Origin of the sequence: Paenibacillus kribbensis (genome assembly GCF_002240415.1) — a bacterium.
Taxonomy (GTDB): Bacteria; Bacillota; Bacilli; order Paenibacillales; family Paenibacillaceae; genus Paenibacillus; species Paenibacillus kribbensis.
The window spans coordinates 4901935-4917570 of the sequence record NZ_CP020028.1; the positions used below are offsets into that span (position 1 = coordinate 4901935).

Genomic DNA, 15636 nt, shown 5'->3' on the forward strand with positions numbered 1-15636 from the left:
CCTTCTGCAAGCAAACAAAAAAAGGCGCGGTCTGAAATATCAGATACCGCGCCTTTTTATAACCACATTATCTCAGCCTAATATCTCCTATATGCTGGTGCACCACATACATCATCCCCATCAGGAATAAGGCCAAGCCCAAGTAACCGATCCCGAATTTCCAGCGTGATGATGCGGGTACTTCGTAATATTTATCATTTTCATAGGGTATATAATCGATCCCGCACAGCAATCTGAGCTGATACGCATCTGGCGTCGATATATGCTCCACACCGTTCAGCCATGCATCTTGGACAAGGCACTGCTGTGGCAGCATGAATGTCTGCGCTACATCCAGACTTTCCATATACACCGTCACATATTGCTGCCCTTCCAGATCCGAGTAGGTATTAAAGGATAATCTGCGCGTATGCTCCGGTCCGGGCAAGGGGTATCCTTGCTCGTACAGATGCTGTACATCAACCACCGGATTTTGCGTAAAGGATAAAACCTTGGCCTCTCCTTTATTTTGTTTGACATATTTTTTGTATAAATCATAGGCGAAGAGGGCCCAAATAAAGAAAAATAAAAAGGATTTCAAATAGATAATTACGACGATGCCACCCAATAAGCCTACTAGCCATAACCAGCGTGTCACTGCCGTGGAAATCCTTCCTCCGTCGAGCGGATGAATCGGCAACAGATTAATCAGATTCAGGAAAAATCCGACATATGAGAGTGCATATAGCAGCGGACTGTCCGTTGCATAGGCTCCTGCGTATACCACCATAGCCCCAACCGTGCCCAGTAACGGGCCGCCCATGGCCACATAAGCCTCTGTCTGGGCATCCAAAGGCTGGCGTTTCATCGTGATCAGCGCACCCAGAAAAGGGATAAATAACGGTGTCGACACTGGAAGCCCCTTGCGCTTGGCAGCCCATACATGCCCCAACTCATGCACAAATAATAGCAGCACGAACCCGACCGCAAATCCCCACGGATAAATGATCGCATATGCGCCAATCGTCGCTGCCATAGAGAACAGCGCACCGCCAAATTTACTGAATTTCAAAAGAGCAAGCAACGACTTGCCCTTCAAAAGAAGCAACGCTGCCGCACTGCCAAGATACCATTTGGATGAGCCGGACTTGGAATCCGCCTTTTGGTCTTCTTTTGGCAAAAGTATCCGTCTCCTTTCTCTAATACTTCCATTGTATCCTGCTATGTGCAGCTTGTAAAAGCCTCAAGCGGTCTGCCAGGTGTCCAACCTCCCGTCTGTTCTGTTATCATGTAAGAAAACGGAACAACCAGGAAAGGATTACGGACCATGAGCTTTGAACTTACCCGGCGAACCATCAGACAGCTATGCAGCCAAGCCGCTTATGACGACGGGGACGACTATTACCGGGCCAAAAGAGTGGCCTTTACACAAATAGACCATGATGAAGGTGTGTACGAAGCTACAGTCAAAGGAAGCGGATTTTATGCTGTTGCCGCAATGATCCGTCCCAATGGCAGTATCCGTGCGGAATGCACCTGTAGAACATTTCAGACGACCGGAAGGTATTGTAAACACATCGCTGCTGTGCTCATTAACGTGCACGATATGCTGCGAGGCAAAAGTCTGTCTGTACGCTCCTTTGCTTCCAGACTTCATCCCGGCACTTCCCTGGATACAGCTGGGGCTGCAGATGCTTCGTATGATCACACTGCCAGAACCGCACGCTCCTCTGGCATCACATCAGGGGATCTCCAGCTGACCGACAGTATGTTAAAGCTGTTCAGCAGCAAAAGGCCGATTCGCAGTACGTCGACCCTGCTGGATACTCGCGAGGTCTTGGATTTTCAGTTTATGATCCGGCCTTTCGCCTATGGCTACCAGAAATATATGTTTGGCGTGGAGATAAAATCAGGGCCCAAACGATTATATATCGTTCAGAAAATCCGCTCGTTTCTCGATAGTATTGACCATGGAGATAGCTACAGGTTCACGAAAAACTTTTCTTACGAGCCTCAGCTGCATCGCTTCCGGCTTGAGCATGACGCCATTCTCCAGCAGTTGGTGCAGGTTTGCCGCAATGAGCGCATGATTCGGGAAACCTCAGGTGCGTATGTGTCCCCAAGCAGTCATATGAGTGGCGAACGAATGCTGCTGATCCCCCCTGCGGCTTGGGAGAAGCTATTCCCCTTGCTGACAGCAGCACAGGGTGTCCATTTTGAAATTCACGGAAATATGAGCGAGGGTATCCCCCAGTCGGACCTCATGCTTCCGCTGCAATTTGAATTCGATGAAGCCGAGGGCGAAACCGAGGGCTACCAGCTATGTATTCAGGGACTCGATGATTTGACCATCATGGAGGACTATGGTGTCGTCATTGCCGATGGCAAGCTTGTACCCCAGAAGACTGGTCCACTGCGGCATTTATCCGAGCTGAAACGGATGGTGGAAGTCCACCACAGGCGGAAGATCCAGATTGCGCCGACACAGATGGAGTCTTTTATGGACAAGGTTGTGCCTGGACTGATGAAGCTCGGACGGGTCCATATGAGCCGGTCTGTCTCTGAACGGGTCACACAACAGCCACTAAAGGCGAAGCTATATCTGGATCGGGTAAGGGACAAGCTGCTGGCTGCACTGGAGTTCCAATATGGGGATATCGTGATCAATCCGTTGGAAACAGATAAGCAGGTGCCTGGCAACAACCGGATTCTGATCCGGGACGGGGAACAGGAGCAGCGGATTTTGGAACTGATGGACCATAGCTCCTTCGCCAAAACAGACAGCGGATATGTTATGGAAGATGAAGATGCGGAATTTGATTTTCTGTACCATACCGTACCACAACTGGAGAAGCTGCTTGCCATCTATGCCACAGGTGCGGTCAAAGCGAAGATCAACAATACGCTGCCCGTCCCGAGGACACGGGTGGAGTGGGATGAACACACGGATTTGCTGGAATTTACATTTGATATTGACGGTATACCCGAATCTGAAATTCGTCAGCTGCTCAAATCGTTAAATGAGAAGAAAAGGTATCACCGTTTGCCGAATGGTGCCCTGCTGCCGCTGGAAACAGAGGAATACAAGGAGCTCATCCGATTCATGAACGAAACGGGTATCCGCAAAAGCGATTTGGATGCGGCGCAAATTCGTATTCCCGTCACGCAAGGGCTGTACTTAATTGATCCCCACGATCAGGGGAAGAATCTGACTTTGGGCAAAGCCTTTCGCCAGCTGCTGGAAAACATACGGAATCCCGACCATCTCGACTTTCCAGTGCCGGAATCGCTCGCTCCCATCTTGAGAGATTACCAGGTATATGGCTTTCAATGGCTCAAGACATTGGCGCATTACCGTTTTGGGGGCATATTGGCAGATGATATGGGGCTGGGCAAAACGTTGCAAAGCATCGCCTTCCTTGTCTCTGTCCTGCCGGAAATCCGCAGCCAGCAGCTGCCAGCCATAATCGTATCCCCTGCATCACTGGTGTACAATTGGCGAAATGAGCTGGAGAAATTTGCTCCGCATATCCGCGTCACGATCGCAGATGGTACCCCGGAAGAGCGCAGCCGGATGATACGGGATGCTGCCAGCTATGACGTTATCATTACCTCCTATCCTCTGCTGCGCCGGGATGCAGAGATGTACGGCAAGTCATCGTTTCACACGCTCATTCTGGATGAAGCGCAAGCGTTCAAGAACCATGCCACCCAGACAGCGCAGGCCGTTAAGGATATAAAAGCCCGTTACCGTTTTGCCCTGACAGGAACGCCTATAGAAAATACACTGGAAGAGCTGTGGTCCATCTTTGACATTGTATTTCCCGAGCTATTTCCCGGCGGAAAGAGAGCGTTTCACAACCTGACTCGCAATGCGATTGCCAAGCGGATTCGCCCGTTTCTGCTGCGTCGTCTCAAGAGCGATGTCCTCCAGGAGCTGCCTGAAAAAATTGAATCCGTTCAGGTATCACGGCTCCTGCCGGAGCAGAAAAAGCTGTACATGGCTTATCTGGCCGAGCTCCAGCATGAAACGTTGAAGCATCTGAACGAGGAGGGCTTTCAGAAAAGCCGGATTAAAATCCTTGCCGGTCTGACCCGGCTTCGCCAGCTCTGCTGTCATCCGGGCCTGTTCGTCGACGGGTACACCGGAAGCTCAGCCAAATACGAACAGCTGCTGGAAATCATCGCAGAATGCCTCAGCTCCGGGAAACGGATGCTCATTTTTTCACAGTTCACAACGATGCTGCAAATGATCAGACGCGAGCTTGCCCGGGAAGGGGTCCCTTACTTCTATCTGGATGGGCAGACACCAGCTTCGGAACGTGTGGAGCTGTGCAGCCGCTTTAATGAAGGAGAACGCGACCTGTTCCTGATTTCCCTAAAGGCAGGGGGAACTGGCCTGAATCTCACCGGAGCAGATACGGTCATTTTGTATGACCTGTGGTGGAATCCCGCCGTGGAGGAGCAGGCTACCAACCGCGCACATCGAATGGGCCAGAAAAAAGTCGTACAGGTGATTCGCCTCGTTGCCCAAGGCACGGTGGAGGACAAAATGTATGAGCTGCAGCAGAAAAAGAAACACCTGATCGACCAGATCATCCAGCCGGGACAAGAAAGCCTTTCGGCATTGACCGAACTGGAGATTCGAGAGCTGCTTATGATATAAGAAGTGTCATATAGGAGTACCATTTCACATGCAAACAGGTCCAATGAACGGTAGAAGTTACCCGCCATTGGACCTGTTTGCTCATATCGTGATGATCCTGTCCCAAAGATTTAATCCTGTTTGATCACTCTGGGTTCAATGGGAACCAGATTTGACTCAATCAGGGAACGCTGAGGCTCATACCACTCAGGCAGCATCAGCTTGTGCCCCAATTCATTCAATTCCTCATCGACGGTAAAGCCGGGCGGATCGGTTGCGATCTCGAACAGAATACCGCCTTGTTCACGAAAATATACTGCGTTAAAATATTGGCGATCAATAATGCCGGTCGTCCCGAGGCCATGCTGGCGAACCCACTCGTTCCACGCCTGATGCTCCGTATCGTCCTGCGCACGCCAGGCAATATGGTGAACCGTACCTGCACCGCCACTTCCGGGCGGTACATTTTTGATCGGAAGGTCGATCAGGTTGCCCAAATCTCCAGTCGTCTGATAGCGGATGTAGCCTGCGTCTGCGTCTTCTCCGACAGGAACCATGCCCAGAACGTTCTTCAGCACATCTTGTGTATGCTTGGAATCCGTACTGAACAGCACGGCACCGCCAAAACCTTTGATCGCTTTATCCGCAGGTACACCACCTGCCGTCCACGTGTTCGCCGGGCCTTCTTCCCGCTCCACCAGCTCCAGATGCAAGCCCTCATTGTCTCGGAACTGGATGTATGACTCGCCAAAACGAGTGGCCTTCGTGAAAGACACCTTCAAGCTGTGCAGACGGTTCTCCCAGTATTCCAAAGCGCCGGGCGGCACGACATACGTCGTAATCCCGACTTGCCCGCCCCCGATCTTGCCCCTGCGTGTACCCGGAGCTGGAAAAAAGGTAACAATCGTTCCCGGGCTGCCTTGTTCATTCCCAAAATACAGGTGATACACTTCTGGAGCATCAAAGTTGATCGTCTTTTTAATCAATCGCAAACCCAGCACACCTGCGTAAAAATCAACATTGCCCTGCGGGTCTCCTGCAAAGGACGTGATATGGTGAATTCCGGCAGTCTTTAATGACATCTTCATCCCTCCTCAATAGGCTATAATTCATCTATTTCAAAATCCGTTGTAGCTCACAAATTGTCCAATTGGCTTGCGGTATCCACGTGGCCGCTGACCGGATTCATCCTCTTTACCCAAGGTAATCATCATTACGGGTACAAAATGTTCTGGAATATTCAATATTTCCTGTACCTTCGCAGGATCAAAGCCGATCATCGGGCAAGTATCCCACCCTTTATCCTTGGCAATCAGCATGAACTGCATGGCTGACAGGCTGGCATTGCGTATCGCTTCTTCTCTTTGGAAAACAGGTCCCCGTTCTCGATAAAACTGGGTTACCGATTCCACCGTGCTGTCATATTCCTGCTTGCTCAACACGCCCAGATTCAGAAAACCTTCATTATATTCAGCTACTTTTGTATAAGCCTCTGTATCCCCCAGCACCACAATGGTGGCCGAAGACGTTAATATTTTATACTGCTTGCTTGCCTCGTCATGCAGCCTTTGCTTCATATCCGCATCCTGTACCACGATATAGTGTGCATGCTGTAAATTAAAAGCCGATGGAGCAAACTTCACCAGCTGAAATATCTCTTCCAGTTCTTTTTGATCTATTGTAACATCAGGAATAAATTTAGAAGCTGATCTTCTCTCTTGGATAGTTTTCACCAGTTCGCTCATGTTCAGTTCCACTCCTTGATATTATTTTCAAATGAATTATCTTTAAATCAAGAATATATCTTTAGTCACTTTATGTCAAGCAAAACTATAAAAATGTGAATAGCGCACCTGTCACGATTCGGCTGCCCGTATTCTCATCGTAATGGCTTCACGCTGCGCTTTGGTCAAGCTCTTGAACACCAGCTCATACGAATGGTCGATCATGCTATACAGATCATCTAATGGGAAAGCAGGATCGACCGTTATCGTGTTCCAATGCTTTTTATTCAAATGATATCCCGGTTTAATCGCCTTGTTTTGCTCACGCAGGTTTTCTGCAATGGCCGGATCACATTTTAGAGATACATGGCTAATGCCATCCTTTTCAGTCAAGAGAGCAAACATCTTGCCTCCTACCTTGAGCACCAGCGTCTCGGGACCAAAAGGGTAATCCTTTACAGCCTCCTTTTTACTTAAGCCATACGCCACAATTTCCTCATACATCAGCCTTCTCTCCTCTACTTTAGCCATTACCTATGAGCTTATTAAACCCCAAATCCGAATCTCCTATTTCTGCGCCTGTCCGGCTAATCCAAAGAAGAACAATTCCATGAATTGATCGACATTACAGGTTAACCGTTCTTGATTCGACGCCTCCCAATGCCGACTCAGCTCATTTTTGAACATCGTAAAATACATCATCGCTGTCTCTTCGGTTTGGTCTCTATGGATATATCCCTCATGCTTCCCGAGCGCAACAAACTTCATAAAAAAGCCCGTTACCTTCTGCTCGCTGTAGCTTTCCAGTGCTTGAGCCAGTCCGCTAAACTCAGAGGACGGGAATTTTAGAAATTCATCCGACAGGATTTTTAAATTTTGGGCCTCCAGCATCATAATTTCCTTACTTTTCTCAGGAAAGGAAAGGCCTGAATCAAGTATTTCCTCATACTGCTCCAGCTGCTTGTCCATCCAATTCATAAGCATGTCGGCATAAAGCTGTTCTTTCGTTCCAAAGTAATTATAGATGGTCGCCGGGGAAACCCTTGCCTGCTGAGCGATCTCATTCACAGTAACCTTCTGAAATCCGTATTTAGAAAATAGTTGAAATGAAGCACTGTATATCTGCTCTATTTTTTTCTCTTTCCGTCGTTCAAAACCGTTCATCCTCTCCACCTCACATCACATAGTGTAGCTTAGATTTTAGAGTACATCAACAATCCAACTACAAATCTATTGAAATAATACATTTAAAAAACTATAATAATTTTATAGTAAATGTACTATTTCAGTACATAACTCCAAAAATAAATGATGCTTGTAGCATCTACTTGACCGAGGAGGCAAAATGAAATGAAACAAATTCGGATTCCTTCGTTTTTACATGATGTATTTGGTGAAAAGCAAAGTATTGGCTCGATTGTTTCCATCCTGCTTTTTGGTGGACTGCTGACTACTGTACTGTATTTGGTATTCCCTCAGCTTACAGGCAACTTGCCGATATGGCGCAGCGCTCTGGCGTTGTTATTGATTTTCGATATATTCTCCGGTTGTATTGCCAATTTTACGGCTTCCACCAGTAACTTTTATGCTTCACGTAAAATGAACCGTATCCTATTCATTGCGATACACTTTCATATCGTGCTTGTTGCACTTTTAATCAATACAAATATTGGGTACTCCATAGGGGTATGGGCTTACACAATCGCAGGAGCATTTATCGTGAATGCTCTTATCGGAAAACAGGCACAACGATTCGTTGCAGGCTTGCTCCTGTCTGTTGGTCTCGGTGCTATGCCATTATTGCCCGGGTTACAGCCTTATATGCTGACCACCTGCTTATTATTTATGCTTAAAGTGTTATTTAGCTTCGCCGTAGATCATTATGGCAGAGCCGCGAATAGCATCGGTGAGGAAGCATGAGTAATTCACGCAACCTATCCAAACTAACCAAAGCAGACAAGCCCTTATTCGTATCACTTATGAGCAGGACGTTTGCCCAGGACCCCTTATTCCTGCATTTATTTGGCGACTCCAAGCTTGACAGAAAGGCAAAACATCGAGTAAAAGCCTTTGTTTCCTTTATGTTTGATAAAAGCTTTTTGCTTCATGAAGAGGTGTGGGGTTATTTCGAAAATGAAAGCTTGATCGGTACTTACATCGTGGAGAAGCCACATCCAAGCATGCTTCAGAATTTGAAAGGTGTATTGTTAATCGTGAGGCTGATTCCTTTATTTTTTCAATTGTCCGGGCAAACGTTGCATCTTCTTAACTCCTATATGCGAGTCACCAGATCCTCTGCTCCTTCATTTACGCATCACTATCTGATTATGATCGGGGTAAGTCCAGAAGAACAAGGAAAGGGGATCGGCAAATCCCTTTTGCAACACTTGATCAATACGGTCAAGGCGGATAAAAAATCGCAAGGAATCGCGCTGGATACAGAAAATAAAGAGAATGTGGATTTATACCGAAGATTTGGATTTACGTTAAGCCAAGAAGCACAAATGGACAATATGCCTGTGTACTGCATGTTCTACCCAAAAGAAGGTTAACCATACACAAAAATGCCTGCGGCTTCGCAGGCATTCGTTATATTGGTATAGCTAGATCAGGTATCCTTCTCTTGTTTGCGCTGTACGCCAATCAGATCGAGGAAGAAAACAAACAGTGGAATCCCTACAATCAGGCCCCAAATCCCGATCAAATGTTCAGAGAAAATCAATACGACAAAGGTAAAAAAGATCGGCAAATTGGTTTTGGATGACATCAGCTTCGGATTCAGGAAATAGGCTTCAATCGCATGAATAACCACGATCAGAATAACCAGATAAATCACATACTTGATTCCTCCGACGCTAAAAGCAATCAGACCGAGCGGTATCAGCGAGATGAACACACCCGCCACCGGGACTAATCCCAACAAGAATATGATGAGCGCGAGGCCGAGCAGATTAGGAAAACCCATAATCCAAAGAGCGGTCGTCGTCAATATACAGTTAATGAGTGAAATCAATAGCTGGGCTTCCAGCACCTTTCCGAACGTGTCCAGAAACATGCGCCCAAAATGCGCTACTTCCTTGAAGAACCAGCCCAGCTTGCTATCGACAAACGTAGCTGTAAAGCGTGTAATATAGGATTTTTCCATTAGGAAAAACAAGCTCAAAATAATCGACACCAGCAGTTGTGTGCCCAGTTGGCTGATTTTCATGACCGCATTCCAGCCAGGCTCAAATAGCCGCTGAACATTCAGGGTATCCATAAATTGAATGATCGTTTCGTTCCATTGATTACGGTCAGGATACATATACGCCTGATGAATCATGAAATACACCTGCTTGACCTGAATGCTGATTAGCGGCACCATGCGGTATACTCCCCACACGATAATCAGGATCAGCAGCCCGTAAACCAATAGCAGCACAATCATTGGCGGTACATTGGCGAACCGCTTGATCAGCTTGTTCACTCCGTTATATACGCTGCCAATCAGGATCGTAAGCAGCAACGTTAACAAAATAATGTTCATCATGCTTCTCAACATGAACAATAGCAAAATGATTATCGCAAGCACAGCTGCCCGCCTGACGCCCGTATGATTCATCCAGTTTCTTACCATTCGTCTTTATTCCCTCTCTCCTACTTGACTGTCGACCTTGTCATTTGCTCCAGCATCAGCTTTCTCTTTTTAACAATTTACTGTTAGCGATCAATAGAGAACCTACCATGACCAGAATTGCAATGGACCACCAAAATGTATTTTTAGCATCTTCATGATCTATTATAATGAGCCTGATGACGGCCGTGATTCCAATATAGATAAAATACCGAAGGGGAAAATGAAAATTGGTTTTAAAGTACTTAACGATTAATGCAATGAACTCAAAATACAAGAAGAATACAAGCAGTTCCTCCGTGAATTCATAGTAATTTTTATCTGCCTCTGAGTACAAAAATACATAAGAGAAAATGGACCAGGTTTCTTTCAGGAGCAAGAAGCTTAAAATCAGCCCGACCAGAAACAACGAGATATTCAAGATCATTTGCAGAAAACCAGGCAACTTCTCAATATACTTCATGACAACATTCAATATAGATCCCCTCACTGGCTGTACAAGTTCTTTATTTATATTATCGGTGGAATACGTGAAAAATGCTACATTACTTTAGGTATAACCTTACTGAAAGTTTATATTCGCCCCGGCAATATAACCAATCGAGATAAAGATAAGCGTCCATACCAGAGAGCCTGCGCTTGCCACCAGTATATATTTTCGAGCAGGCATGGCACTAATCCCCGACAAGTAGCTTGTCACATGCCTGACTCCCGGAATAAAATAACCGAACAGAATCGTCCATAGCCCAAAGCGTGCAAACCACCCCTTCACCTTTGCAAACCGCTTTGGTGTCAGCCCGACCCACTTGCCGTGCTTATCGACCAACGGCTGCCCCAGCTTTTTGCCAAGCGTGTAGCTGATCATCATCCCTGTCATCGCACCGATAAAGCTGACCAGTACTGACATTGAATAGTTCAGTACCATGATGGAGGATAAATAGCCGACAAATACCATAATAATTTCATCCGGAACCGGCAGGCCGATAATCCCAAGAGCAAGAAGCGCAAAAATAGCGATATATCCGTATTGATTAATGATACTCATGGCCCATTCCATAGGGACGTTACCTCCTGCTCGGTAATTTCTTGAAGGACGGGAACGGAATACGACTGATCATCAGGAGCGATAGCACTACCATTAGCGTGAGCAGCAGCCCCGGCTTCAAATGCTCACTCCACAGAAACATAAAGGACACAATCACACCCGCAGCTGTAATTGGCATACCTACAAAACCTGTGCTAAAAGCCATCAGGTTGAATCTGGCCAGCCTTACCGCACCACATATCACAAACAAAACAGCCACGGCTGGCCCTATCCAATGGGTATCTCCCAGCTTGTAAAGTAAGATCAAGAAAGCAGGTGCAACACCAAATGAGACCACATCCGCCAGCGAGTCGAGCTGCTTGCCAAAATCACTGGAGCAATGCAGCAGCCTTGCCAGCAAACCGTCCAGTACATCCCATAAAGCAGCCACCACCACGAGGGTAAAGGCGGTCATATATTGCTCATGAATCGTGAAGTACAGGGATAAGACCCCTGCCCCCAGGTTTGCAAGCGTGCAAAGCGAGGGCAACCAATTCCATTTCATATTACTTAACTCCTTTGCTATAGCCTAGCCTCCGAATATAACGACAAAACGAACGCCATTCCTGGTATTCTCCGCCTGATAGCGGAATTCGTGCAAATCCAGAATTCGTTTGACAATGGACAACCCGAGTCCTGTCCCACCCGTTTGGCGGCTGCGTGACAGCTCGGCCCGGTAAAACCGATCCCATATCTGATCCAGTTGATCTTCAGGAATCGTCTCCCCTTTATTTTCAATGGAAAAAGTATTGATTTCTCCAGTGCCTTCGATACGGATTGTAATCGAGCTTCCCTCTTCAGCATGCCGGATGGCATTGACGACGAAGTTGATCATCACTTGTTCCATCCATCCTGCATCGGCATGAATCGGCAACTCATTGGCAGGAATAATGACTGCTTCCAGTCTCTTTTCCTTCAACAGATGAAATAGCTTGTCCACGACTTCCTCTACCAGCTCACTTAATATAAAGGTCGTCTTGCGAAGCTTGAGGGTGCCGGATTCCAATTTGGCTAGATCCAGCATATCCTTGACCAGCCGCTCCATTTTGTCCGCTTCCTCTACAATGACCTTGATGTAATGGTCCTGCTTTCCGGCGCTAACCCCATCCTGCAGTCCCTCGGCAAAGCCTTTAATAATGCTCAGCGGGGTCTTCAGCTCATGGGAAGCGTTGGCAAAAAAGTCCTGCTGTACTGCCTCCATCTTCTGCTTCTGCTCCATGTCCTCGACCAATTGCTGATTGGCCTCCTGAAGCTCGCGCAAAGCGGAATCCAGGCTCTGGGACAAGGTATACATGCTGTAGGAAAGACTGCCCAACTCGTCATTTTGCCGGATCGGTGTATGGGCTGTAAAATCGAGTTTAGCCATCCGCTTGGCGGTATTGTTCAAGGCAATCAGCGGACGGGTCACCATTCGGGAATAAAATAGGGACAAAATCAAAATCAGCGCAAATCCCCCGATACCCAGGTATAAATAAAACCAACGCAGCGCTTCATTCGTCTCACTGATTTCCTGTAACGATGTCACTGTGAACAACAGATCGATTTCTCCCGTATTCTGACGTACAGGGTGAACGATGATTGCATTACGTACACCTGTCCAGGGTTCTGTCCATTCTTCTTCCAGTACTTCGAATTTCTTGAGCTTCTCCAGATGTACCTGCGATAATGGAAACCATTCCTCCAACGCACTAAACAGCAATCCTTGTCGACCGCTTAATGTTTTCAGATCCGGCATTACAATTTCCGTCACTGTACCAGTCCATTTCATGCCGCTTTCTATGCCTGTCTCGTCCAGGGCACCTATATTTTTGTAGCCAGACTTCTGAATAGCCACAGGAAATATCACATTGGCAGAGGAAATTCCGCCACTTTCCAGAATTTCACCTTCAACCGTTATTGTATCTCCTGGCTGAATTCGGGCAGCTCTCAGTTCATCTCCGTACTGGCCTATAAACAGAGACAGCGATACCTTAACGATCTTACCATCTGCTTTTCTGAAACTGATATGAAACGGATCGTCCAGCTTGACTTTGCCGTCCAGCGTTACAATCGCCAGCTGGTTCTTGTTTTGAAGCATAAAGCGGGCCGCCTCGCGCGAAACCCTGCCGGACCCCCAGGCCTCCCTGACATAGCTCTGACCGAAGCTCTGCAAACGGCTTTCCACCCGGCCAATCTTCTGCTGCTGATAAAAATTTTCAAAAAACAGCAATTGGCACAAAATCACCATTCCGTAAAAACACAGGAAAAATGCAACGGTCATAATGAACAGCTTGAAGGTTACTCCCCGTTTGTTCATTCTTCCTCCTCAAACCTGTAGCCTGTACCAAAAACCGTGCGGATATGGCGTGATTCACGGCCCAGCTTGCTTCTCAGCTTTTTGATATGCGTATCGACAACCCGTGTGTCTCCTTCAAAATCAATGCCCCACACCCGGTTCAGTATCGCATCCCGTGAAATGACCATGCCTTTATTATGTATAAGCAGCCGCAGCAACTCATACTCCTTGGGTGTCAGCTCGACTTCTGCCTGATCCACCTCAAGCCGATGAGCCATCGTGTTAAGAATGGCACTGCCGAATCGCAATATATGCGACTCTGGCTGCACATGTCCCTCCACCCGCTTCATCAGCGCATTCGCGCGGGCGATTAGTACTTTAGGGCTGAAAGGCTTGGTAACATAGTCATCCGCCCCCAGATCAAAGCCTAATATTTTATCATCATCGCCGGATTTGGCTGTCAGCAAAATAATCGGCACTCCTGAACGGCTGCGTACCTGACGGCATACCTCCCAGCCATCCATTTCCGGCATCATAATATCGAGTACGATCAGGTCCGGCTGCACCGAATCAAACCAGATTAGCGCATCTTTTCCATTGCCTGCTTCATAGACTTCCCATTTATTCTGTTTAAAATAATCCGCAATCACTTCACGAATACGAATTTCATCCTCGACGAGAAGAACTCTTTTATTCAATCGACTTCCCTCTTTCGGTCATTCTATGGCAACAACATACCAAAGACATGTGTTCTTTATGTGTCCTTAGCACTTCTTATCAACAAAAATCTTCTCAGATTCCACCTTGGATTAGGGCAAATTTGTCTTGGCTCAGACCATCTCATCTCCTTTGATCCTACCCTATAATAAAAAGAGATACAAAAAGCTTGAACAGGAGGGTAATACATGAGCAATCAAACCATTCAGTGGTTTTCCACTTCCAAGACCCAGGCTTGGCAATCCCAAGCTCATAATCTCACCCAAACGCAAGAGCAGGCAAACCTGACCATCACGGAAGAAGTGTATCAGCTTGTCGAAGGCTTTGGCGGCTGTTTTAATGAACTGGGGTATGTGGCCCTGAACCACCTGGAAAGCGCCGAACGTGAGCAGGTGCTGCATTCCCTCTTTCACCCGGAGGGCGAGCACAAATTCACGATTTGTAGGCTGCCCATTGGCGCCAGTGACTACGCGCTGGAGTGGTACAGTCACAATGAAACAGACGGCGACGTGGAAATGAAGCACTTTTCCATTGAACGCGATCAGCAATATCTTATTCCTTACATTAGAGAAGCACTGAAACTCAATCCGGGCTTGAAGCTGTTCGCTTCCCCCTGGAGCCCGCCGACATGGATGAAATCACCCAAGGCCTACAATTACGGCACGCTGCGCTGGGAAAAGGATATTTTGAAAGCGTATGCATTATATTTTGTCAAATTTGTGCAAGCATACCGTGAAGAAGGAATTACAATCCATCAGATTCATGTCCAAAATGAAGTCATTGCCGATCAAAAGTTCCCTTCCTGTGTGTGGACGGGAGAACAGCTGCGTGAATTTATTCGCGACTATTTGGGCCCTGCTTTTGAGGAACACGGACTGGATACGGAAATATGGCTCGGTACCATTAATGCTCCCGATCCGTGGGAGGAGTTAACAAAAAAGATTTCCACCGGATTCGACGAGTATGCCCATACCGTGCTGAGTGACCCGGAAGCCTACAAATATATTAAAGGCGTGGGCTATCAATGGGCAGGCAAAAATGCGATTCAACGCACCGTGGCCAGTTATCCCGAGCTTCGTTACATGCAGACCGAAAATGAATGCGGGAACGGGGAAAACTCATGGGACTACGCTAAATATGTATACAACTTGTACCAGCATTATTTCACGAACGGTGTGAATGCTTATATTTACTGGAATATGGTTTTGGAGCCGAAAGGCAAGAGCACATGGGGCTGGGAGCAAAATTCGATGATTACTGTCGATCCAGCAGATCGAAAGCCTGTCCTGAACCCGGAATATTACGTTATGAAGCATTTTTCTCATTTTGTATTACCGGGAGCCAGACGCATTGGACTTCGCGGTTCATGGACTGGAAATGCCGTTGCCTTCCAAAATGCGGACGGACAAAGGGTGCTGGTCATCGCCAATCCGTTCCACGAATCGCGCGCGCTGAATCTGTCTGTGGGACAAACAACGCACCATTTGGAACTGGAGCCGGAGTCATTTAACACCATCGTTATTCCTTCTTAACCGTCACTGCTCCTGGAGGTATAATCATCACGCTTCACTGTCCGGTCGATCCGTATCCAAACGTATG

General features: G+C 47.2%; 15 protein-coding genes. 4 read left to right on the forward strand and 11 right to left on the reverse strand.

Features of this window, described 5'->3' with window-relative positions:
* Positions 1-67: 67 nt before the first annotated feature.
* Positions 68-1159 (reverse strand): site-2 protease family protein, encoded by a 1092-nt coding sequence (locus tag B4V02_RS21830; RefSeq protein WP_094156391.1) that lies wholly within the window; start codon positions 1157-1159, stop codon positions 68-70.
* 147 nt (positions 1160-1306) lie between these two features.
* Here B4V02_RS21830 and B4V02_RS21835 point away from each other — a divergent pair, with 147 nt between their 5' ends.
* Positions 1307-4645 (forward strand): DEAD/DEAH box helicase, encoded by a 3339-nt coding sequence (locus tag B4V02_RS21835; protein ID WP_094156392.1) that lies wholly within the window; start codon positions 1307-1309, stop codon positions 4643-4645.
* Positions 4646-4755: 110 nt separating this feature from the next.
* On the opposite strand, the gene B4V02_RS21840 is transcribed toward B4V02_RS21835, so the two are convergent.
* From B4V02_RS21840 to B4V02_RS21855, 4 genes are all read right to left on the reverse strand, one after another.
* On the reverse strand, positions 4756-5706 hold the full coding sequence (locus tag B4V02_RS21840) for a ring-cleaving dioxygenase (RefSeq protein ID WP_094156393.1): 951 nt from the start codon (positions 5704-5706) through the stop codon (positions 4756-4758).
* Positions 5707-5742: 36 nt separating this feature from the next.
* Positions 5743-6369 carry a nitroreductase family protein gene (locus B4V02_RS21845; RefSeq protein ID WP_094156394.1) on the reverse strand — a complete coding sequence of 209 codons (627 nt, stop codon included), beginning with the start codon at positions 6367-6369 and terminating at the stop codon, positions 5743-5745.
* 111 nt (positions 6370-6480) lie between these two features.
* Positions 6481-6852, reverse strand: a complete 372-nt coding sequence (locus tag B4V02_RS21850) for an MmcQ/YjbR family DNA-binding protein (protein ID WP_094156395.1) — start codon at positions 6850-6852, stop codon at positions 6481-6483.
* Between the two features lie 63 nt (positions 6853-6915).
* On the reverse strand, positions 6916-7512 hold the full coding sequence (locus tag B4V02_RS21855) for a TetR/AcrR family transcriptional regulator (protein ID WP_094156396.1): 597 nt from the start codon (positions 7510-7512) through the stop codon (positions 6916-6918).
* A 186-nt stretch (positions 7513-7698) separates the two neighbouring features.
* Here B4V02_RS21855 and B4V02_RS21860 point away from each other — a divergent pair, with 186 nt between their 5' ends.
* Together B4V02_RS21860 and B4V02_RS21865 are read left to right on the forward strand one after the other, a co-directional pair.
* Positions 7699-8268, forward strand: coding sequence for a hypothetical protein (locus B4V02_RS21860; protein ID WP_007428696.1), 570 nt, complete (start codon positions 7699-7701; stop codon positions 8266-8268).
* Positions 8265-8900, forward strand: a complete 636-nt coding sequence (locus B4V02_RS21865) for a GNAT family N-acetyltransferase (RefSeq protein WP_007428695.1) — start codon at positions 8265-8267, stop codon at positions 8898-8900. The genes B4V02_RS21860 and B4V02_RS21865 overlap by 4 nt, the downstream gene beginning before the upstream one ends.
* Before the next feature lie 56 nt (positions 8901-8956).
* Here B4V02_RS21865 and B4V02_RS21870 read toward each other — a convergent pair whose 3' ends face one another.
* The 6 genes from B4V02_RS21870 to B4V02_RS21895 all read right to left on the reverse strand — a co-directional run bounded on the left by B4V02_RS21870 (position 8957) and on the right by B4V02_RS21895 (position 14018).
* On the reverse strand, positions 8957-9964 hold the full coding sequence (locus B4V02_RS21870; RefSeq protein ID WP_094156397.1) for an AI-2E family transporter: 1008 nt from the start codon (positions 9962-9964) through the stop codon (positions 8957-8959).
* A gap of 55 nt (positions 9965-10019) precedes the next feature.
* A complete protein-coding gene (gene psiE, locus B4V02_RS21875; RefSeq protein WP_094156398.1) occupies positions 10020-10436 on the reverse strand; it encodes a phosphate-starvation-inducible protein PsiE in 417 nt (138 codons plus the stop codon).
* 87 nt (positions 10437-10523) lie between these two features.
* Complete coding sequence (locus tag B4V02_RS21880; protein WP_007428692.1) at positions 10524-11018, reverse strand: DedA family protein; 495 nt, start codon at positions 11016-11018, stop codon at positions 10524-10526.
* Positions 11019-11025: 7 nt separating this feature from the next.
* Positions 11026-11550, reverse strand: a complete 525-nt coding sequence (gene pssA / locus B4V02_RS21885; RefSeq protein WP_094156399.1) for a CDP-diacylglycerol--serine O-phosphatidyltransferase — start codon at positions 11548-11550, stop codon at positions 11026-11028.
* 24 nt (positions 11551-11574) lie between these two features.
* Positions 11575-13341, reverse strand: coding sequence for a sensor histidine kinase (locus B4V02_RS21890; RefSeq protein ID WP_094156400.1), 1767 nt, complete (start codon positions 13339-13341; stop codon positions 11575-11577).
* Positions 13338-14018, reverse strand: coding sequence for a response regulator transcription factor (locus B4V02_RS21895; protein ID WP_094156401.1), 681 nt, complete (start codon positions 14016-14018; stop codon positions 13338-13340). The genes B4V02_RS21890 and B4V02_RS21895 overlap by 4 nt, the downstream gene beginning before the upstream one ends.
* A 207-nt stretch (positions 14019-14225) precedes the next feature.
* Here B4V02_RS21895 and B4V02_RS21900 point away from each other — a divergent pair, with 207 nt between their 5' ends.
* Positions 14226-15569, forward strand: coding sequence for a glycoside hydrolase family 30 protein (locus tag B4V02_RS21900; protein ID WP_094156402.1), 1344 nt, complete (start codon positions 14226-14228; stop codon positions 15567-15569).
* The last annotated feature ends 67 nt before the right edge of the window (positions 15570-15636 follow it).